Source organism: Cryobacterium arcticum (assembly GCF_001679725.1).
GTDB classification, from domain to species: Bacteria; Actinomycetota; Actinomycetes; order Actinomycetales; family Microbacteriaceae; genus Cryobacterium; species Cryobacterium arcticum_A.
This window is the reverse complement of sequence record NZ_CP016282.1, coordinates 3274644-3295020: the sequence shown is the minus strand read 5'-3', so window position 1 is coordinate 3295020 and position 20377 is coordinate 3274644. Positions and strand designations below refer to the sequence as shown.

At 59.4% G+C, this 20377-nt stretch carries 20 protein-coding genes; 19 read left to right on the top strand and 1 reads right to left on the bottom strand.

From position 1 onward, the window contains the following. The first annotated feature begins 73 nt into the window (after positions 1-73). The 7 genes from PA27867_RS14970 (at position 74) to PA27867_RS14945 (ending at position 8581) form a co-directional block, all read left to right on the top strand. The gene (locus tag PA27867_RS14970; protein ID WP_157109251.1) at positions 74-1663 is read left to right on the top strand and encodes a hypothetical protein; all 1590 of its coding nucleotides are present in this window, start codon (positions 74-76) and stop codon (positions 1661-1663) included. Between the two features lie 553 nt (positions 1664-2216). Further along, complete coding sequence (locus PA27867_RS14965; protein ID WP_157109250.1) at positions 2217-3293, top strand: NAD-dependent epimerase/dehydratase family protein; 1077 nt, start codon at positions 2217-2219, stop codon at positions 3291-3293. Beyond that, positions 3283-4281 (top strand): glycosyltransferase family 2 protein, encoded by a 999-nt coding sequence (locus PA27867_RS14960; protein WP_084021210.1) that lies wholly within the window; start codon positions 3283-3285, stop codon positions 4279-4281. Before PA27867_RS14965 ends, PA27867_RS14960 begins: the two co-directional genes overlap by 11 nt. After that, the gene (locus tag PA27867_RS20310; protein ID WP_084021209.1) at positions 4259-4882 is read left to right on the top strand and encodes an acyltransferase; all 624 of its coding nucleotides are present in this window, start codon (positions 4259-4261) and stop codon (positions 4880-4882) included. Before PA27867_RS14960 ends, PA27867_RS20310 begins: the two co-directional genes overlap by 23 nt. A 19-nt stretch (positions 4883-4901) precedes the next feature. Continuing rightward, the gene (locus tag PA27867_RS14955; RefSeq protein ID WP_157109249.1) at positions 4902-6452 is read left to right on the top strand and encodes a hypothetical protein; all 1551 of its coding nucleotides are present in this window, start codon (positions 4902-4904) and stop codon (positions 6450-6452) included. Positions 6453-6510: 58 nt separating this feature from the next. Beyond that, complete coding sequence (locus tag PA27867_RS14950) at positions 6511-7893, top strand: O-antigen ligase family protein (protein WP_157109248.1); 1383 nt, start codon at positions 6511-6513, stop codon at positions 7891-7893. A gap of 160 nt (positions 7894-8053) precedes the next feature. Next, positions 8054-8581, top strand: coding sequence for a VanZ family protein (locus tag PA27867_RS14945; RefSeq protein WP_084021207.1), 528 nt, complete (start codon positions 8054-8056; stop codon positions 8579-8581). Positions 8582-8854: 273 nt separating this feature from the next. Here the strand turns inward: PA27867_RS14945 and PA27867_RS14940 are convergent, their stop codons facing one another. Next, positions 8855-10555, bottom strand: coding sequence for a DUF4012 domain-containing protein (locus PA27867_RS14940; RefSeq protein WP_208857262.1), 1701 nt, complete (start codon positions 10553-10555; stop codon positions 8855-8857). Between the two features lie 274 nt (positions 10556-10829). Between PA27867_RS14940 and PA27867_RS14935 the strand changes: the two genes are divergently transcribed. The 12 genes from PA27867_RS14935 (at position 10830) to rpmC (ending at position 20377) form a co-directional block, all read left to right on the top strand. Continuing rightward, positions 10830-12350: a sugar transferase gene (locus PA27867_RS14935; RefSeq protein WP_236900724.1), complete on the top strand. Its 1521-nt coding sequence runs from the start codon at positions 10830-10832 to the stop codon at positions 12348-12350. 272 nt (positions 12351-12622) lie between these two features. Further along, entirely contained in the window at positions 12623-14728 is a 2106-nt protein-coding gene (locus PA27867_RS14930; RefSeq protein ID WP_066597639.1) for an acyltransferase family protein, read from the top strand. Positions 14729-15376: 648 nt separating this feature from the next. Next, positions 15377-15685, top strand: a complete 309-nt coding sequence (gene rpsJ / locus PA27867_RS14925) for a 30S ribosomal protein S10 (protein WP_035834607.1) — start codon at positions 15377-15379, stop codon at positions 15683-15685. An 8-nt stretch (positions 15686-15693) separates the two neighbouring features. Further along, the gene (gene rplC / locus PA27867_RS14920) at positions 15694-16353 is read left to right on the top strand and encodes a 50S ribosomal protein L3 (protein ID WP_066597637.1); all 660 of its coding nucleotides are present in this window, start codon (positions 15694-15696) and stop codon (positions 16351-16353) included. A 5-nt stretch (positions 16354-16358) separates the two neighbouring features. Continuing rightward, a complete protein-coding gene (rplD, locus tag PA27867_RS14915) occupies positions 16359-17009 on the top strand; it encodes a 50S ribosomal protein L4 (RefSeq protein WP_066597635.1) in 651 nt (216 codons plus the stop codon). Beyond that, positions 17009-17311: a 50S ribosomal protein L23 gene (gene rplW / locus PA27867_RS14910; protein ID WP_066597633.1), complete on the top strand. Its 303-nt coding sequence runs from the start codon at positions 17009-17011 to the stop codon at positions 17309-17311. Before rplD ends, rplW begins: the two co-directional genes overlap by 1 nt. A 25-nt stretch (positions 17312-17336) precedes the next feature. Further along, on the top strand, positions 17337-18176 hold the full coding sequence (gene rplB, locus PA27867_RS14905) for a 50S ribosomal protein L2 (protein ID WP_066597631.1): 840 nt from the start codon (positions 17337-17339) through the stop codon (positions 18174-18176). A gap of 9 nt (positions 18177-18185) precedes the next feature. Further along, positions 18186-18467 carry a 30S ribosomal protein S19 gene (gene rpsS / locus PA27867_RS14900; RefSeq protein WP_066597628.1) on the top strand — a complete coding sequence of 94 codons (282 nt, stop codon included), beginning with the start codon at positions 18186-18188 and terminating at the stop codon, positions 18465-18467. A 23-nt stretch (positions 18468-18490) separates the two neighbouring features. Beyond that, positions 18491-18856, top strand: coding sequence for a 50S ribosomal protein L22 (rplV, locus tag PA27867_RS14895; protein ID WP_066597626.1), 366 nt, complete (start codon positions 18491-18493; stop codon positions 18854-18856). After that, on the top strand, positions 18856-19620 hold the full coding sequence (gene rpsC / locus PA27867_RS14890) for a 30S ribosomal protein S3 (protein WP_066597624.1): 765 nt from the start codon (positions 18856-18858) through the stop codon (positions 19618-19620). Before rplV ends, rpsC begins: the two co-directional genes overlap by 1 nt. Further along, the gene (gene rplP, locus PA27867_RS14885) at positions 19620-20039 is read left to right on the top strand and encodes a 50S ribosomal protein L16 (protein WP_066597622.1); all 420 of its coding nucleotides are present in this window, start codon (positions 19620-19622) and stop codon (positions 20037-20039) included. Before rpsC ends, rplP begins: the two co-directional genes overlap by 1 nt. Next, positions 20039-20377 carry a 50S ribosomal protein L29 gene (gene rpmC / locus PA27867_RS21335; protein WP_066597620.1) on the top strand — a complete coding sequence of 113 codons (339 nt, stop codon included), beginning with the start codon at positions 20039-20041 and terminating at the stop codon, positions 20375-20377. The genes rplP and rpmC overlap by 1 nt, the downstream gene beginning before the upstream one ends.

The window sequence follows — 20377 nt, the reverse complement described above, 5'->3', positions numbered from 1 at the left end:
TCACCCGAGGGCCCTGTCCTGGGCGACAGAACTCGCTGGAGTTGGAATCGCTGCCGCAATAGCAACAATGCTCTTGGCGCGCCTTCTCACCGGCGCCTGGCAGGACATGTTTCTTCACAACGGCGATTCCATCGTGCTGCCAATGATCCTGCAGTCCTTTTCTCGTCAAGAAACATTTGAGTGGGTCTTCTCATCTCAACTGTTCTTCTTCCCTGAGATACCGCTATACGCGGTATCTGCTCTGTTCGCGCCAACCCCGCAAGCCGCGTTGGCTATCAACGCAGGTCTGAATTTGGTGCTTCTCTATGGGGCCCTCAGGTGGGTCGGCTCCATCCTTTCGCCGCAGCGATTCCCTCGCCACGCAATCGTGTTGAGCGCGCTTCTCTGCATAGGGCTGTTCGCGGTCTTCGTAGTCCTGGAGCGAGACCCTGTCGTTAACTCAACGGCGATGGCGACCTTTTTTCTCCTGACAACGTATTACTCCGGCTCTGTTCTCTCTGGGCTCGCCGTTGTGTCATTGAGCCTGTGGATGATCAGAAACCCCGTCATTGAACGTGGACAGTTCAGAGCCCTTGCCCCGCGCTCCGCCGCTGTCTTCGCGATCAGTTGGCTTACGGCGACTTCGAATCCCCTATTCCTGCTGCAGATTGCGGCTCCCCTCGCGGTCACCCTGTTGCTATTGCTTTTCATGGGTAGGGTCAACTGGATAGTCTTCTCCGTCGTAGTCGGCGTGCAAGCAGTCGCCGCTGCCGCTTCGTTGCTGACACGGAGGCTACTCGTCGCCTTCTATTCGACTGACGTTGCCGGCTATGTTCGAACGGATGAAATCCCGGCCAGCATGAAGGCCCTGAGTCAGGTAGTGCTGGACCTTCTTGATCGCAAGAGCGGGACCCTCAAGCTGGTTCTCTTGGTCGCGTTGATGTCCATCTCGGCGGGTTATCTTCTAGTGGCGCTATATGCGCAGGCAAGGCCGCAAATGGCCAAGCGGTTTTCTACAACTAAGGTGTTCATCGCGAGCTACGTGTCGATCACTGTTGTAGTCCTCTTGCTCGGATACATCGTTACAGGTTCAACAACTACGCGTTACCTCATTCCCCTCTTCATAATTCCGCTGCTTGGCGGAGTCGCGCTCCTGACGAGCGTTGGCGAGAGAATATTGCGTCGCTGGCCGCTGAGGGCTAATCGCGTGATCCTGTCAATGCTCGGAGTTCTCCTGGTGTTGGGTGGCGCTGGAACTGCCCTTTCGGCACCACGACTTGCGGAGGTCACAGCGTCCGAGGAATTTTCCTCCGCCGATTGTCTCGATTCATTTCTTGCCGGCAAAAGCGCGAATGGAGTGGCGTCCTTCTGGTCCAGCAGACCCATGGAGCTCTATGGTTCCCACACCGGCGTAATCCTCCAGGTCTACCCGGACAGTTTGTCCGCTCAAGCCTGGATGATCAATATGGCCTCATTTGTTGATCGAGATTTCTCATACGTGGTTGTCGACGGCACCTGGATGACGGCAGAAAACGTTCAGTCCCTCGGGAAACCCGCAGCCATCCACCAGTGTGGGTCCTACGACATTTACGACTATGAGGGAACCGAGGGTAAGAGTCTGCTGACAGGGTCAGTGCAGCGGAGCGTGCTCAGCATCCGCACGGAGCGCGGCTTCGACCATTAGAGAAGCCAGCGTGTAACCCTGCCGGAGCTTGAGTACGCGAACTGTCGACTCCCAGCGGCAGCCATTGTGAAGACCATGTTCTTTGTCGGGTCCTATGGGGATTGGGTCCGCGTCGGGATTCTCTCTCGAGAAACGCTGCGTTCGCAGAAAGCAGAGGGCGTTCGAGGCTGATGCGCGGCGAAAGAACAGTGGGCCGACCGGGCCGATAGTTCGCGGAACGGGCGCCTGCTCTGGACGGGCACGAATTCAGAGTCACTATAGGCGCCCGCAAGCCCTCGCGGCGAAGCCAAATTTGTCAAGACGATAGGCTACGAGTCAGACACGTTTCCCAGGGGGGGGGTCGGCTTCGAATGAGCAGGACCGTCATCGGCAGCATTAGCAGTGGCCGCCAAGTCGTTCGTTCGTGGGGGACGAAAGCTCAGACGTCCTTGTCGCCCTGGCTCCAGCGCCGGCGGTCGCAAGTCGCCCGAGTGAATCAGGGCAATCATTTGGCACGCAAAGTGAACTCCTCTTGCGAGCTATTAGTGCACGACCGAACACGGGGAATTCCTTCATGACCATACTCATTACCGGGGGCGCTGGCTTCATCGGAACTCGGCTACTTGCAGAGCTCGAATCAGGGTCCGAAGTGGTGATTCTCGATAGCCTTCACCCGCAGGTCCATGGCGAGGCCGCTGTTGAGCCGCACTTCGACGGCCGCGTGCGTTTCATCCGCGGAGACGTCACTGATCCGATCATGTGGGACGAGCTTCTGAAGTCCGTGGCGCCTAGCACCATCGTTCATTTGGCTGCTGAGACAGGAACTGGTCAGTCTCTTCTTCAGGCATCGCGCCACACCTATGTCAACGTTCACGGGACGGCCGTCATGCTTGACGCGTTGGCCCGCAACAATGTCCTTCCTCGGTCGATCATCCTGACATCGTCGCGCGCAGTGTATGGAGAGGGCGCTTGGGAATCCGCCGAGACTGGGGACCGCTTCTATGGCCAACCGAGAACGGCCCAGCAGCTTGAAGGCGCGCAATGGTCCCCTCTGGGCCCGGAGGGACAGACCGGAGAGCCGATTCCTCACGAGGCATTGTCCGTTGAGGCGCGACCTTCGAACATCTACGCGGCGACGAAGCTAGCCCAGGAGAACATCTTGATTTCCTGGTGTGCTTCCATGTCCGTCTCCTTGTCAATTCTCCGACTGCAGAATGTATACGGCGCAGGACAGGCACTGCGAAACCCCTACACGGGAGTTTTGACTGCATTTGCACGGCAGGCGCTGTCCGGCGAGGCAATTGACGTCTACGAAGGAGGAGGAATTGTCCGTGACTTTGTCCACGTCAGTGACGTTGTCTCTGCGCTGCACAGCGCAATCGATCGGCCGGTCGAAGGCGCGTACAGAATCGTGGACATCGGTTCGGGTGCTTCAGATACGCTCGCGCATTTCGCGACCGTGCTTACCGAAGTGGCTCAATCCCCCGAGATTAAGTTGAGCCACAATTACCGGCTAGGAGATGTGCGCGCCGCATTCGCGAGTAATTCGGCAGCCGAACGAGAGCTCGGGTATGACCCGAAAGTGAAGTTCAAGGACGGCGCCAGCGAACTTCTCAACTGGGCTAGATCGGAAATTTCACGTGGAAACTAGAGCTCCTAAGGTCGGCGTTGTCACAGTCACCTACAACAGCGAAACCGTGCTCCCGGACTTTCTCGATAGCCTCGCGCAGCAGGTGGGCGTGGAGCTCCGCCTTTACGCAGTCGACAACGATTCGCATGATGCTTCAGTTGCGATGCTTCGTGCTGAATCTCGATTGGGATTCGTGGCCATCGTTCCTAACGACTCAAACGTCGGTGTCGCCGTCGGTAATAACCAAGGAATCGAACTCGCGCTGCAGGATGGTTGCGACTGGGTCTTGCTTCTGAACAATGACACTGTGCTGCCGGGAAACGCTCTAGCGACCCTGGTCCAGGTGGCGGAAGAGAACGGTTTGAAGCTGCTGTCTCCGGCAATCGAAGCGACGGAGCCGGCAGGAACCATTTGGTATGGGGGCGGTAAGTTCGTGCCGCTGCAAGGGTTCCGGACCCTGCATGGGACAGCTGGGCAGTCTGTGTCACAGTTCCCAAAGGAATTGGTGAAAACGGGTTACGCTTCCACCTGCTGCCTTCTGGTGCACCCTGCTGTCTTCAAGTCCGTCGGCCTCATGGACCCTGTGTATTTTGTCTATTTCGACGACGTGGACTTCGCAGTCCGGAGCGTTGCCCAGGGTTTCGAATACTGGGTCACTCCCGAGGTCACCATCATTCACAAAGCCAGCAGTCTCACCGGGGGAAAGAGCTCGCCCTTCACCGTGAAGTGGGTGTCCCGAAACTGGCCCCTGATAGCGATCCGCCACCTTAACGTCGCGTCCAAATTCGTTGCTCTGTCCTATATTCAAGTTTGGATGTTTGCTCGCCTGGCACTCCGTCGAGACAGTGTCAACGTCTTCCGCGTAAGGCAGAGCGGTTTCCGCGAAGCGCTCCGAGTGGCATCAGCAGTACCACCGCCTCGTCTCTCCTACGAGGCGACGAACGGGCAAACGTCGGGGTCACGGTTGGGGGAGGGTGACGTCAGGGATGGAAGCGCTGCAGAAGCTTAGGCAAAGAAATGTCGTCGGACTCTTCAACAAGCTAGGTCACGTGTACTGGTCGCTGAAGTCAAGACTCTATTTCGCTCCTCAGTTTGGAGCCTTCGGCCGCGGTTCGATCATCAAGAAGCCGATGCTTATTGCTAACCCAGGCGGTATCCGCATTGGGGCACGTTGCAGTATCCGTGACGGAGCTCGGCTTGAGATCGTTGACCGTCCGGGACTGCCGATGGGCTCACTGATTCTCGGGAATGACGTCAACATCGAACAGAATGTGCACATTGCCGCGTGCAGTTCCATCGAAATTGCAGATTTAGTATGCATTGCGGCAGGTGCAGCCATTGTTGACACCACTCATCCCGTCGGCTTCCCGGATGATGGCAATAGGGCAACACAGATCAATATGGATGCCTCGCACGTACGGATTGGTCGCCGAGTGTTCATCGGCGTGAACGCGGTCATCTTGCCGAATGTGACCATCGGGGAGAACAGCATCATTGGCGCTGGGTCTGTGGTCACGGGGGACATCCCGGCGAACTCAATCGCTGTTGGAGCCCCCGCTCGAGTGGTTCGCACCCTGCCCGTTGATCGACCAAACACTCCGGTCGGTTGAGGTGGTGAGGGAGATACCGGTGAGTGAGGCCCCCACCGGACGGGTTCTGTTGTTGGTGAAAAACGCGCTCGCCAACATAGTTCGAGCGTTCTCATCCAGTGCAGTCACCGTTCTCCTTCCGCTCTGTCTGATCGTTGTGCTTGGGCACAGCGAGTATTCCGTGTGGGCGCTTATCTTTAGCCTCGGGGCGTTTGTCGTTTATTTCGACTTGGGTGTTCCCACGACGGTTCAAGCAATGGTTGGCAGAGCCATCAGTAGCGACGACCAACAAGCCGCCATCCGAGTCACTAAGTCTGGTTTGAAAACCAGCGGATTGGTATCTGCAATTTGCTTTGCAGCCGCTATTGGCGGCGCTTTGGCTTTCAGCCGGATCTTTCCAGATGTGCCGAGTCGGTTCGAATTGGATGCCACCGTCGCTCTAGTTGTGCTCGTAATCGGGCAGACCAGCAGCCTCATGGGCAACACAGTCTCGGCCTATTTCGCTGGACAGCAGAGAAGCTTCGTCCCCGCATTGATTCTTGCTCCGGCTCGAGTCCTTTCTCTCATTGTGGCTCTAGGCGCTGCCATAGTGTCGGGTGAACTGGTGGTAACCGCAGTGGGGTATGCGGCGCCGCTTGTCATCGGGACCATCGTGTTGTTTGCTCGTTTCCGAATGGAGGCGCGTAGAGCCGGCGTGGGGGAGAGCGAGCAGACAGTCAAGAACTATGGTGTTGTCGCGCTTATGCGCTACTCAGGGCCATTGGCCATCTGGGGACTGTGCATGCTCGTTACGAGCGGCGCCGGCGTCATCATGGTGGCCAGGTTCGACTACTCAGCGGTAGTACCTTTCTCAATCGCGGCGCTCATGGTTTCCGCGGTTGCTGGGCTGGAAAGTTCAATCACTGCTCCCTTGCTCCCAGAGCTGGCAAGAGTCCATGACCGGCACGGGATTGACCGTGTGTCAGTGCTCACCAAGTCGCTAAGCCAACTTAACGGCGTCTTCTTGTTCGCTGTCGTTGCTGGTCTTCTCATGATTTCACCGACGGTGTTGCCGCTTCTGGCTAAGAAAGCGGATGGCGACCTGATGGAGTATTGGCCAATCTTGGCGATCCTGCTGGTGGGTAACGCAATCCATCTAGCCGGAACACCGTTGAGCCTGGCGTTGATTGCGACAAAGACGCATACCAGAGCTGTTCTGCCCCCTGTGGTGGAGGCTGTCATCAGCCTTGTCCTAAGCCTGTGGCTGGGCATGCAACTGGGTGCGATTGGCGTGGCTCTGGGTATCTTCATCGCTGGAGTCGTCGGACTATGTCTATCTTTCACATGGTCGGTGAAGCTCTCCAGGGTACTCAAACTCCCAGCATGGGAGATGCTATCTGTCTCCGCTATCCGCCCCATCATCTTGATCCTGCCGGTCCCGGTCGTCACTACCATCGTGATCCTCCAAGGCGGACAAGGGACATGGTGGGGGTTACTAGTAGGTGTCGTCACCTTACTGGGCTGCTACTTGTTGCTATGGTTTGTCGCCTTGCCTGAAGAATCGCGACGTCAGACTGTACTCAAAGTCCGTCAGAGAATTTCCAAGCGTTGAACGCCTGGTTGTCCGCCGCTATTGGGGATCTGCGCGAAAGCTGCATAGCTTCGCAAGGTTGGGCGAGAAACAGGTGAGGGGGAACAGGATGTCCATGTCAAGACGCGTCTCGAGCGAGCCGATTGCCACAGAACAGACGGTGGTAGAGAAGGCGGTTGGGCTGCGCAGAGCGACGCTGACAGTGGCGGTCGTGCTCTGCTATATCGGTCTATTCACAGTCTCCTGGGATCGCCTCGGCAACCTGTCCGTCGGCGCTTTCAACGTCAAAATTAGCGTCGTCGCGTTCGGACTTTCATTGGTCCTCGCGGCTATCGCAACGCTCTCAGGTCGTAAGTTCTATCCGCCCAAGTCGATCCTTGCCCTCATGTCTGGGATCGTCTTGGTCATGATCGTTTCCAGCGCATTTTCGCTGGACGTGCGGGCGGCAGTCCTAAGCACTCTCACAGTGATCGCCGGAGCCCTGGTGCCTGCACTTGCTGTCTATGCCGCTGCATCTCTGGGCCGATTCGAAGACTTGCTCAAGTGGTTTGTTTGGGGCGCATTGTTTGCCTGCTTATTCGGGCTCTACCAGCTGGTCGCTTTCTACTTGGACCTTCCCCAATTTATCGAATATGAGGGACAGAGCGGCGGTCTCGGACGGATCGCATCGTTCAGCTACGAGCCCGCCTACCTGGGCTACTTCCTGGTGTTGGCGCTTGCAGCCGCGTGCGTGCGCGTATACCTGACGGGAGGCACCTGGGCTAGGTATGCGCACCTACTGCTCATCGTGGCGACACTGGTGCTTCTCAACAGCCGCGCCGTCTTTCTCACCATTCCTCTCCTCCTTGTACTCAGCTGGCCTGTCCTCAGGCGATTCATCTCGACGAAGCAAGTCCTCGTTTGTGCCTCATCCGCTTTGGGGTTGTTCATAGTGGTTTGCTTCGCGATCCCCGCAATACCCACGACGCTCTGGAACCAGTTCCTGAGTATCTTCAATCCGAACGAGGTAACCTCCAACGCGCCTCGGCTCCAGATATACGGGGCCGCAGTCGACATCGCCCGGGACCATCCATGGCTTGGGGTCGGCCCTTCAAACTTTGGGTTGTACATCCAGGGTCTGCAGTACCAGCAGTACGACGGAGTCTCGTTGAACAAGATGGTCACCAACAACATATGGTTGCAGGCCATGATGGACGGCGGGGTGTTCTTATTGCTCATCCAGCTTGCCCTTGCAATCTATGTGATCCTCAAGATTTATTTCTCAGGTAATAATTCCGCACGGCTCTTGGCCTCAGGTTGGCTGTCCGTTGTTGTCGTAGGAGGCATGGTTGTGTCCAACTTCTATGACGCCAAGCTGTGGGTGTTCTTGGCACTCGCCCTTGTCGCGGTGCGCATCGGAGCCGAACGGCCAACACAGTCACTTGGAGCAGCCCCAACCAGGGATGATCCTGCACTGCCGTAGCATGTCCTCTGAGGCCCGAAGCCAGGGTCAATGCCGGCCACGATCCGGCTTGTAGGCTGCCGACTGATTTCATACGCCACAGAGCTCTGCCTCTGGCGTCTATAGCAAATGGCGCAGATTACCCACTGCGAACTAGAAGACACTCACTTATTGGGGGAACATGTCTGGATTTGCACCACATGCCGGTATTCCGCGGAAGAGCCGAGTTCGCGAATGGCTCTCGGTTCTTGCGCTTCTCGCATATATCTCTGTCGTTCTTCTCGCGACGCTCTCGCCGACACCGCTCGATCAGGGTTACCAGGGTTCGATTGACAAAGTATTGACTGTTCTGCACCGCAACGGTGTTCCCGAGTGGTTCGGCTACAACAAGCTTGAGTTCTCCGCCAACATTTTCATGTTCATACCCCTCGGGTTCCTAATCACTCTGTTGCTTCCGCTCAAGATCTGGTGGCTTTCGATTGTCTTCTGCCCGGCGCTCTCCGGCGCGATTGAATTGTCCCAAGGAGCGTTTCTATCGGCGCGTTTTGCGAGCTGGGGTGACGTCGCATCAAATTCGATCGGAGCCTTGATCGGCATCATCGTTGCCGTGTGTCTGAGGCAACTCGTTTATCAGCGCGATGAGAAGCTCATAGAACTGGCGTTGTGGGAGCGGGGCCGGTCTAACCAGCTCCGCATCCCCACGAGCTGAATTCGGAGGTCGGGGAGGAAAGATCCGAGTGGGTGCGGTGGCGCGCTTTAACTCACTGCATCCCGTCTAGGGGCAGCAGCATTCTGTGCTCTAAGACGAAATGCTCTCCACGCTGAACAGTCACAACACGTGAGCGGCCGCATGACTCGTGAGACGCTGCGCTGAGCAGAGATACTCAAAATGCTGGCAGAGGACTTCCTCGCCTTCATCCACCGTGCCGCGGATGCTCCTAGTCTTGGCCAGATCGCGATTGCGCGCCTGCCTCAAAGCGAGCTAGTTGCACCCGGCGGACTCGATCGAGACCGAAGTGGGATTGATCATCGGGGTGCCGCGCACTTGAAGGCTTCCATACTGTCCGGGTTGACCCGTGAATGTCGCAGTCACAGCGGTTGTCTCGCCCGGAGCCAAGTCGGCTGTGAACTTAGCAACCGGCCGCCCAAGATCATTGGAGCCGGCGTCAACAACTGTCTCGATGCCCTCCTGATCGACTCGAGCGTCAGTGACGGTGGCGCCAACGGGGCCGTACACGAATACTTGAGTACGAAACTTTTCGGCACCAAAATTAAAGCTCTTGACGTAGTCAGGCAGGTCGTTGGCCTGGTCGACGGTGAGATTGGAATGGAGTGTGACCGTGGTTGTGAAAGTTGGAGTCTCCGCGGTGCAGACATCGCTCGTGGTCTGAGTAGCCGTCTGCAAGTAATAGTCAATCTTCGATGCCGAGGTGTCCCGGTAATACACACCTACGACAGTCGCGTCATCATTCGCAACGGGAAGGACGCCTTGGACTCGAGTGCCGTCGAACGCGGTTTGTTCCTCTGGGTTGGCACTCCACATCATTATGCTTCCTTGATCGACGCTATACGTGATGGCATCGATCATCGCCTTCATGTCGAACGAACCGCTCATGACCTTGTCCAGAACTGCAGCGGCAGCTTCGGAAAAGAAGCTGTCGACAACATCGCCCTCGGTGTAGCTGTTGTATCTGAAGTAGATTTCATTGACCAACAGGGACACGGCGTTATCGCTAGACAGCACATCGCCCGAGCTGAGGGTGATGGGGCCCGTGGCCTTGAGGATCTGGGCCAAGGCGAGTGGGTCCACTGAAATTACGCCGTCAACAGCCGTGGCCTTGTCTCGGAGCCAGTAGGCCTGGATGATCTTTGCCGCGGTTGGAAAGTCCGGCCTGCTCGTCGAAGTGTTCGAGTGAGTGAGTAGGTAGTCGCTGTACAGGTCGATCGCGCTCTGATCCACTGGTACGTCAACCGCAACCCCCTCAACGAAGTCGGCGCTGCTGGCCTGTCCGGCCACGGCGATTGCTCCGTCATTCGCACTCATGAGCGTGTAGGAAGCAGAACTGCCACCGAGTGCCGTTGACTCTGCGTTGTTCTGGAATGCCAAGACATACTTGCGCTCGCCTTCAGCACCGAGGGCTGCACCCGCAATGTTCACTAGGGGAGCCGCAGAGGTTAGGGCGGAGTCTGCCTGCGACAGAACGCCAGAGAGCTTTTCCACAGCGGCCTTGACCGGGCCGACGGTTCCACTCGCATCGACCGAGTTGACGCGGGCGAGCGACTGAGAAATAACGGTCTGAGCCGACGCGACTATCGTCTTTGCCTCGGCCAACGGCGTTAGGTCGAAACCCCCCGTGACGGGGTCCCTCGCGGTGATGTCAAAGGATCCTGCAAGGTCAACAGCAGGTACGGCGACCTCTTGCACTAGGTCATCGATACTTTCGGCGACCGCGCGCACTGCAGACAGATTGGTGCCCACGTAGGGAATCAGTTCGGCCGCGCGCCATGTCAGATCTGCAGTTCCGGCCGAAGCGCTGGAGGACTTCTGCTGCAGCTTCTGGCTGGTGGAGGAAACCGATGTGAAGTCTCCATTTCCTATCTTGGTCTGGAGTTCATCAACTAATACTTGAGACGCTTCGAGGTCCGTTTTCACCACAAGCACGCGAGTGGCGAGCCAGGTCACACAAGCGAGCAGCAAGATTCCGGCCACGATAAGGCCGATTCTCACCCTCTTTCTTGTTGTGGATTGCCGACGTTCGTGGCGTGCGTTGGCGCGGGCGGAGCGTACTGGTATACGCCTAGAGACTCGTGGATTCACAGGTCCACCCTAGATGAGCAAGCATGTGAGATTTGTTTAGGCGCACAGCTACCAGCGACAACCGCCCCCGTTTGGGGTACGCACATCATCGCTGAAAAGGCGCTGGGTGCCGGGCAATCTGTGGAACGATGAGTAACCTATGCACGCCAATCGCGGTTTAGGGCGGCCGGCTTGCACGCTGATGGGGGATCGAATGGCAGTGGGCGACACACGGACGGCCGGGGTACTTCGACGCCGATCGTGGCAACGTGCTTTTGCAGTGAGGCTGTTCACGACAGATGTGGTCGTGATCCTGGTCGCGGTCTTCGGCTCGCAGTTGCTTTGGTTCGGGCTGCAAACAGTGCCTCTGGCAACGCCGAACGGGATCAGCGTTGGCGCTAGTTACACGATGGTCTCGGTAGTTCTTGTGTTCGCTTGGATGCTTATGCTCGACGCCTTCGCCACGCGCGACCACAAGGTCATTGGTAGCGGCACGCTCGAGTACAAGCGCGTCGCGGATGCGACCATCCGGTTGTTCGGCCTGTTTGCCATCGTTGCTTTCCTTTTCCAAATCGACTTCGCCCGCGGCTACTTCCTCACGGCGTTGCCGGCCGGCATGCTGATGCTCATCGCCACTCGCTGGCGCTGGCGCCAGTGGCTGCGAGCCCGCCAGGCACGAGGCTTCTATCTGTCCCGGGCACTGCTCCTCGGCGAGCGGCTGAAATCTGTGCACGTGGCCGCGACCATCACCCGTACCCCCGGCTCCGGGCTCAAGCTCGTCGGAGCCCTCACGCGGGACGGCACGGTTGGCAAGGGCCCAGTGCACGGCGTGCCCATCGTGGGTGACTACGGCGACCTGATGGTCGCGGTCGACGAAACCAACGCTGACACCGTCATCCTCACGGGTGCCGACGAGATCAGCCCCGAAGACATGCGCCGGGTGGGCTGGGAACTCGAAGCCCGCGACGTAGAGCTCATCGTGGCGCCTGCGCTCACTGACATCGCCGGCCCGCGCATCCACTCCCGGCCTGTGGCCGGTCTGCCGCTCATCCACGTGAGCTACCCGCAGTTCGAGGGCGTTAAGCGCGTCACCAAGCGCACCTTCGACATCGTTGGCTCGGGGCTACTTATTCTGCTTAGCTCGCCCGGGCTCATCGCCGTGGCCATCGCTGTCAAGCGCTCCAGCCCCGGGAACATCGTCTACCGCCAGGACCGCATCGGCCGGCACGGCGCCACCTTCGGCATGTATAAGTTCCGGTCCATGGTGCAGGACGCCGACGACCAGCTGGAAAGCCTGCTCGACGCTCAGGGCACCTCGGACAAGCCGCTGTTCAAGGTCACGAACGACCCGCGGATCACCCCGGTCGGCAAGTTCCTGCGCAAGTACTCCATCGACGAACTGCCGCAGCTGTTCAATGTGCTGTTCGGCGAGATGAGCCTGGTGGGGCCCCGTCCGCAGCGCGCCGCCGAAGTGGCGCTGTATGATGACGCCGCGCACCGCCGGCTAATCATGAAGCCGGGTATGAGCGGGCTGTGGCAGGTCAGCGGCAGGTCCAACCTCAGCTGGGAAGACAGCATTCGTCTCGACCTTTACTACGTGGAGAATTGGTCGCTGACCGCCGACATTCTGATCCTCTGGAGGACCGTGCGTGCGGTTGTCACCCCGGACGGGGCTGTTTGAGTCAGTGGGTCGGCCGGGACGCCCCGTCCCAGGGGCGATATCGGAACCATCGAATCATCACCCACGGGCCCTCAATTCTTCCGATCTCCACTGGCCCATGAACTCCATTGCAGACGCTTGGCGATGGAAGTCAGGAATAGAAATCCCTAACTGCATTGCCCGGCGCGGCCGGATTGAGTCCGAGAGGTGTGGCAAGGAATATGGGATTTCGTCGATCTAGTCAGAGGGCAGGTGAACCGGCTGAAGCGCATAGTGCGCTCAACCTCCCGGTGATGGAACCCAAACACACCAAGGAGGCACGACGAGCCGACATCCAAGGGCTGAGGGCTATCGCAGTCTTGCTCGTGGTCGCAGATCACCTTCTCGGCAAGCCCGTCGGAGGCTTTATTGGGGTGGATATCTTCTTCGTCATTAGTGGGTATCTGATTACCGGGCTTCTGTTGAGGGAATATGCCAGGACAGGGCGTATCTCTTTCGCAGACTTCTACCGGCGCAGGCTAAAGCGCACGGTACCTGCGGCGTTCCTCGCCATCTGTGCCACGGTCGGAGCGGGCTATTTTGTTCTCACGAGCTATCAGTTCGGGCAGCTTCTCCAGGACGCCGGTTGGAGCTTTGGATTCGTCTCGAACTGGCGGTTCATAAGTGTCGGAACCGACTACCTACATGCTGGCGACGCTGTCTCCGCTCTGCAACATTTTTGGTCGCTTGCTGTTGAGGAACAGTTCTACTTCGTCTGGCCGGCCCTACTCGTGACCATTCTTCTAGTAGCTAGGTGGAGGCGCTGGAGCCCACAGAAGGCGGTGGGGATCGGTATAGCCGTCGTCGCGATTGTGTCATTCGCCTGGTCCTCATACGAGACGTCTTCAAGTCCCACATCGGCGTACTTTGCCACGCCCTCGCGTGTGTGGGAACTGGCCGTGGGAGGAGTCTTGGCCGCTCTCGCCACTCAAACGAGCAAGGTGCCAGCCGTTTGGCGAACGCCGATGAGCTGGGTAGGTATAGGTGTAATTGGGATAGCCGCGCTCCGGATTAATACGGAGAGTGCATTTCCCGCCCCCTGGGCCATTCTCCCGGTGCTTGGCGCTGCCCTGATTCTTGTTGCAGGGGAGGGTCACGTAGTTAGGGACGTCTACCCGCTCACAAACCCGATATCAATGTACGTGGGAAAAATCTCCTATTCCCTGTACTTGTGGCATTACCCAGTCATAATCCTGGGAGCAAAGCTCTTCCCCGACCGTGGCATTCTGTTCCTGACTCTTAGCGGGATCCTGATGCTTTTGCTGTCTGTCTTTTCGTATCACTGGGTTGAGGAGCCGCTGAGAACGCGTGCTTGGCGCGCGTCCGCGCGGTCAGGGAAATTTCAGCGTCCAACGAGAGTCTCCCTATCGCGCTCCCTACGGCTATTGACGGCTGTCGCTCTCGTCGCCGCCGCGATGGTTATTGCGCGACCAACGCCCTCGGTGAGCGCAGCGAATTTGGGCATTCTGGGTTCGAAGGCGCCGATGTCGGCAGTCGAAGCAACTCGCGCTGCGGCGGTTTCGGCCGCTCTAACTTCAACCGCTTGGCCCGAGCTGACCCCCGACCCTTCGCTCTTGGGCGACAAAGGTTTCGTGAGCGAGTGGATCAAGGACGGCTGTCTCCACGGAGGAGCGGACATTTCCGATCAGCAGAACGTTGAGTTTGCGGAGCATTGCATCTACGGCAACCCAAATGGCGCTCACGTGGCGGTGCTGTTCGGCGACTCCATCGGCATTAGCTACTTGCCGGCACTGAGAGAGGCCCTGCCGGATTGGCGCATAGAGGTGCTCACAATAGGGCAATGTCCCGCGGTGTTCACAAGTGTCGTATTGGGCGGTGGTGCCCCCTATCCTGTCTGTGACCAGTACCGGAAATGGGCCGTAGCGAGGATCGCAGGAATCGACCCGGACCTCGTCGTGACAGCAAGCTCGACTTTGTCCATCGAGCGCCTCGCTAGTGGCCTTCGCGGCCCGGCCGGCTACGCAGAGTGGCAAGTGGGAACTCAGGACATGGTCAAGGCCTTGTCGGCTTCTGCGGCGAGAGTCGTGGTGCTGGATCCACCACCGCTTGCGCGGTCACCTCAGTCGTGTGCAACCCGGCTGACCACACCACAGGACTGCGTTGCGGGAGTTACCACAGACTTCGTTGGGGTCGCCAATGCCCAGCGCGCGGGAGTCGATGCGGTCAACGCCATGAATGTCATCTATCCGAAGACACTTGGTTGGTTCTGTTCGGACGCCGGTCTCTGTCCGCCATATATCGGAACGACATCCGTACTCGCGGATGGAATGCATTTGACCGAGCGTGGTTCTCGCGAACTTGCACCACTCCTGAAGCCCTACCTTGTCGGACCGGAGTAGCGAGCGCTCTGAGGACTCGCACGCCGGATTCGAGGTCCGGCACAGCATGAGTGGGGCTGGATGCCGAGCGCGTCGCGGGGAGCCTCGGAGGGGTCGGCAGGCGGGCGTGCCGGGGTCTCCACTGGCTCGACCGGCGGGGTTTCGGGGAGCTCCGGACGGGTTCGAGGAGCGGGCCGGAACCGGGTCTCGACGGGGTTGGCGGAGCGGTCTTGACGGGTTCGATTCCTGGGTCTCGACAAGCTCGACCAGCGGGTTGAGTTCCGCGGAACTACGCGGATCGCGCGACACGCCCAACGCGACACGCCCGGGTTGCACAATGACCTATTCCTGTGGCAGACTCTTCTAGTTCAACACTTTCGGATCGCGCTGCTCGCGAGACCGGAATCACTACCAGGCAGTGCATAGCTCGCCCCTTGAGGGTCGGAGTTAGGCCGCGGGTAGCAGAACGAAGCTTAAATCAACTTTCAGGATGCGTGGGTAAAACCATGTCATCCGTCAGGCCTGGCCTGGGAAGTTGAGTCGAGAGAGTCGGATCCCCGGCTGGATCGAAATTGACAGATGAACAGTGGTGCGATAGCAGCAGTGCTACTACGGCGTCCAATGCAGCCCTCGGGATGTAAGAAGCCTTGACAAGAAAGAGAGTTCGACATGGCGGGACAGAAGATCCGCATTCGACTTAAGTCGTATGACCACGAGGTCATCGACATCTCGGCGCGCAAGATCGTCGACACCGTGACCCGTGCGGGCGCGACCGTCGTCGGCCCCGTGCCGCTTCCGACCGAGAAGAACGTGGTGTGTGTCATCCGTTCCCCTCACAAGTACAAGGACAGCCGGGAGCACTTTGAAATGCGCACCCACAAGCGTCTGATCGACATCATTGACCCGACGCCGAAGGCCGTCGACTCGCTTATGCGTCTCGACCTCCCGGCCGACGTCAACATCGAGATCAAGCTCTAGGGCCCGCGATGTCGTACGCAGATACCAAGACCACCAAGGGCCTCCTCGGCAAGAAGCTCGGCATGACTCAGGTGTGGGACGAGAACAACAAGCTTGTTCCCGTTACCGTCATCGAGATCGCGCCGAACGTCGTCACCCAGATCCGCACGAAGGACATCGACGGCTACGCCGGCGTTCAGATTGCCTCTGGCGCCATCGACCCCCGCAAGGTGAACAAGCCGTCCGCAGGACACTTCGAGAAGGCCGGCGTCACGCCGCGCCGTCACGTTACCGAGCTCCGCACCGCGGATGCCGCTGACTACACCCTGGGCCAGGAGCTCACCGTTGACGGTGTGTTCGTTGCCGGCACCAAGGTCGACGTCATGGGCACCTCCAAGGGCAAGGGCTTCGCCGGTGTTATGAAGCGTCACAACTTCAAGGGTGTTTCCGCTTCGCACGGTTCGCACCGCAACCACCGCAAGCCCGGTTCCATCGGCGCCTCCTCGACCCCCAGCCGTGTCTTCAAGGGCATGCGCATGGCCGGTCGTATGGGTGGCGAGCGCGTGACCGTGCTGAACCTCAAGGTTCACGCGATTGACGCTGACAAGGGCCTGATCCTGGTCAAGGGTGCCGTTCCCGGCGCCAAGGGCCGCCTCGTATTCGTCCGCACCGCAGTGAAGGGAGCGTAGTTCTTATGGCTACCGCACTCGACCTCATCGACGCCAACGGCAAGAAGGCCGGCTCCGTTGAGCTGCCCGCCGAAATCTTCGACGTCCAGACCAACATCCCGCTGATCCACCAGGTCGTTGTCGCGCAGCTCGCTGCCGCACGTCAGGGTACGCACAAGGTCAAGGGCCGCGGCGAAGTTTCCGGCGCCGGCCGCAAGCCGTTCAAGCAGAAGGGAACTGGTCGCGCTCGTCAGGGCTCGATCCGCGCCCCTCAGATGACCGGTGGTGGCATCGTCCACGGACCGACCCCGCGCAGCTACGACCAGCGCACCCCGAAGAAGATGATTGCCGCCGCGCTCAAGGGTTCACTCTCTGACCGCGCCCGTGGCGACCGCCTGCACGTGGTGACCGCGTTGTTCTCGGCCGAGACGCCCAGCACCAAGGGCGCCATCACGCTGCTCACCCAGATCGCCAGCAGCAAGCACGTGCTGGTCGTTCTCGAGCGCACCGACGAGATGACCCTCCGCAGCATCCGCAACCTCCCGACGGTGCACGTGCTGTCCTGGGACCAGCTGAATGCCTATGACGTTCTCGTCTCTGACGACATCGTCTTCACCAAGGGCGCGTTTGACGCGTTCGTGGCGCACAAGACCAAGAAGGAAGAGGTGTCCGCATAATGGCTACCCCCACTCAAAAGGACCCCCGCGACGTCATCATCGCTCCGGTCGTCTCTGAGAAGAGCTACGGCCTGATCGACGAAGGCAAGTACACCTTCATCGTGGACCCGCGTTCGAACAAGACCGAAATCAAGCTGGCGATCGAGAAGATCTTCAAGGTTGAGGTTGCTTCGATCAACACCATGAACCGCATCGGCAAGACTCGCCGTACGAAGTTCGGTCTTGGCAAGCGCAAGGACACCAAGCGTGCGATCGTCACGCTCAAGTCCGGTTCCATCGACATCTTCACGGCCGTCGGCTAAGCGGCCAGGACTAGAGGAATAAGAAATGGCTATTCGTAAGTACAAGCCCACGACCCCCGGTCGTCGCGGTTCATCTGTTGCGGACTTCGCAGAGATCACCCGTTCGACGCCCGAGAAGTCGCTGCTTCGTCCGCTGTCCAAGACCGGTGGTCGTAACAACCAGGGTCGCATCACGACGCGTCACATCGGTGGTGGCCACAAGCGCCAGTACCGTGTCATCGACTTCCGTCGTAACGACAAAGACGGCGTCAACGCCAAGGTCGCTCACATCGAGTACGACCCCAACCGCACGGCGCGCATCGCGCTGCTGCACTTCATGGACGGCTCCAAGCGCTACATCATTGCGCCGAACAAGCTGAACCAGGGCGACATCGTCGAGTCGGGTGCCGGTGCTGACATCAAGCCCGGCAACAACCTGCCGCTGAAGAACATCCCCACCGGTACCATCATTCACGCCATCGAGATCCGTCCGGGTGGTGGCGCCAAGCTGGCCCGCTCCGCCGGAGTGTCGGTTCGCCTGGTCGCGAAGGATGGCATCTACGCCCAGCTGCGCCTGCCGTCCGGAGAAATCCGTAACGTCGACGCCCGCTGCCGCGCCACCATCGGTGAGGTCGGCAACGCCGAGCAGTCGAACATCAACTGGGGCAAGGCCGGCCGGATGCGCTGGAAAGGCGTTCGCCCGACCGTTCGTGGTGTTGCCATGAACCCGGTCGACCACCCGCACGGTGGTGGTGAGGGTAAGACGTCCGGTGGACGTCACCCCGTCAGCCCCTGGGGCCAGAAGGAAGGGCGCACCCGCCACCCGAACAAGGAAAGCGACAAGCTCATTGTTCGTCGCCGTACCGTCGGCAAGAAGCGTAAGTAGGAGTAGACGATGCCAAGAAGTCTTAAGAAGGGCCCCTTCGTTGACGACCACCTGCTTCGCAAGGTTGTCAAGGCGAATGAAGCCTCAAGCAAGAACGTAATCAAGACCTGGTCGCGCCGTTCGATGATCATCCCCGACATGCTCGGGCACACCATCGCGGTTCACGACGGTCGCAAGCACATCCCGGTGTTCGTCACCGAGAGCATGGTGGGACACAAGCTCGGCGAGTTTGCCCCCACCCGCACCTTCCGTGGTCACGTGAAGGATGACAAGAAGGGTCGTCGCCGCTAACGCGGTGACGTGAAGGAGGAGAAATGGTGGAGTCGATCGCACGCGTGCGTCACATCCGCGTTACCGCCCAGAAGGCCCGTCGCGTTGTCAACCTGATTCGTGGCAAGCAGGCGCACGAAGCGCTGGGAATTCTGAAGTTCGCGCCGCAGGGCGCGTCCGACCCCGTGTACAAGCTGGTCGAATCGGCCATCGCGAACGCCCGGGTCAAGGCAGATGCAGCGAACGAGTTCCTGGACGAACAGGATCTGTTCATCTCCCAGGCATTCGTCGATGAGGGCACGACCCTCAAGCGTTTCCAGGCCCGCGCACAGGGTCGCGCATTCCAGATCAAGAAGCGTACGAGCCACATCACTGTTGTGCTCGCCACTCCTGAGGAGGGTACGAAGTAATGGGTCAGAAAGTAAACCCGTATGGCTTCCGTCTGGGAATCACGACCGACCACGTGTCGCGTTGGTTCTCTGACAGCACGAAGCCGGGCCAGCGTTACAGCGACTTCGTCGCTGAAGACGTCAAGATCCGCCGCCTGTTGAGCACCAGCCTCGACCGCGCCGGCGTGTCCCGCATCGAGATCGAGCGCACCCGCGATCGTGTCCGTGTCGACATTCACACCGCCCGTCCGGGCATCGTGATCGGTCGTCGCGGCGCGGAAGCAGAGCGCATCCGGTCCGACCTTGAAAAGCTCACCGCCAAGCAGATCCAGCTGAACATCCTCGAGGTCAAGAACCCCGAGCAGGATGCACAGCTCGTCGCGCAGGGCATTGCAGAGCAGCTCTCCGCTCGTGTGGCTTTCCGCCGTGCGATGCGTAAGGGCCTGCAGGGCGCCCAGCGCGCCGGCGCCAAGGGTGTTCGCATCCAGGTGTCCGGTCGTCTCGGTGGCGCTGAGATGAGCCGTTCGGAGTTCTACCGCGAAGGCCGTGTGCCGCTGCACACCCTGCGCGCGAACATCGACTACGGCTTCTACGAAGCCAAGACCACCTTCGGCCGCATCGGCGTGAAGGTCTGGATCTACAAGGGCGACATCACCAACAAGGAACTCGCTCGTGAGCAGGCCAACGCTAAGTCGTCCCGCCCCGAGCGTCGTGACGACCGTCCCCGCCGTGCGCCTCGCGCAGAGGGCGCGGCTCCGGTTGCAGCAGGAGTTGAGGCTAAATAATGTTGATTCCCCGCAGAGTTAAGCACCGCAAGCAGCACCACCCCGGCCGTACCGGCCACGCAACCGGTGGTACCACTGTTTCGTTCGGCGAGTATGGCATTCAGGCCCTTACCCCCGCTTACGTGACCAACCGTCAGATCGAGTCCGCTCGTATCGCCATGACGCGTCACATCAAGCGTGGCGGCAAGGTCTGGATCAACATCTACCCGGACCGCCCGCTCACCAAGAAGCCGGCCGAAACCCGCATGGGTTCCGGTAAGGGTTCCGTCGAGTGGTGGGTCGCGAACGTCAAGCCGGGCCGCGTGCTCTTCGAGCTTTCCGGTGTCTCTGACACCGTTGCTCGCGAAGCGCTCACCCGCGCAATTCACAAGCTGCCCCTCAAGGCACGCATCATCAAGCGCGAGGAGGGCGACGCATAATGGCGATCGGATCCAAGGAGCTCGCCTCAGTCGAGCTCGACACCTTTGAAAACGAACGACTGTTCGACGAGCTGAAGAAGGCCAAGGAAGAGCTGTTCAACCTGCGCTTCCAGTCGGCCACCGGCCAGCTCGAAAGCCACGGCCGCCTCCGCGCGGTCAAGCGGGACATTGCACGCATCTACACGGTTCTCCGTGAGCGCGAGCTGGGCATTCGTGCCACTCCCGTCGCAGTCGAGGCTCCGGCCAAGGCTGAGAAGAAGACGACCAAGAAGGCCAAGGCCAAGGACGCATCCACGGATGCTCCCGAGGCTGACGCCGTCGAGACGAAGGAGGCCTAA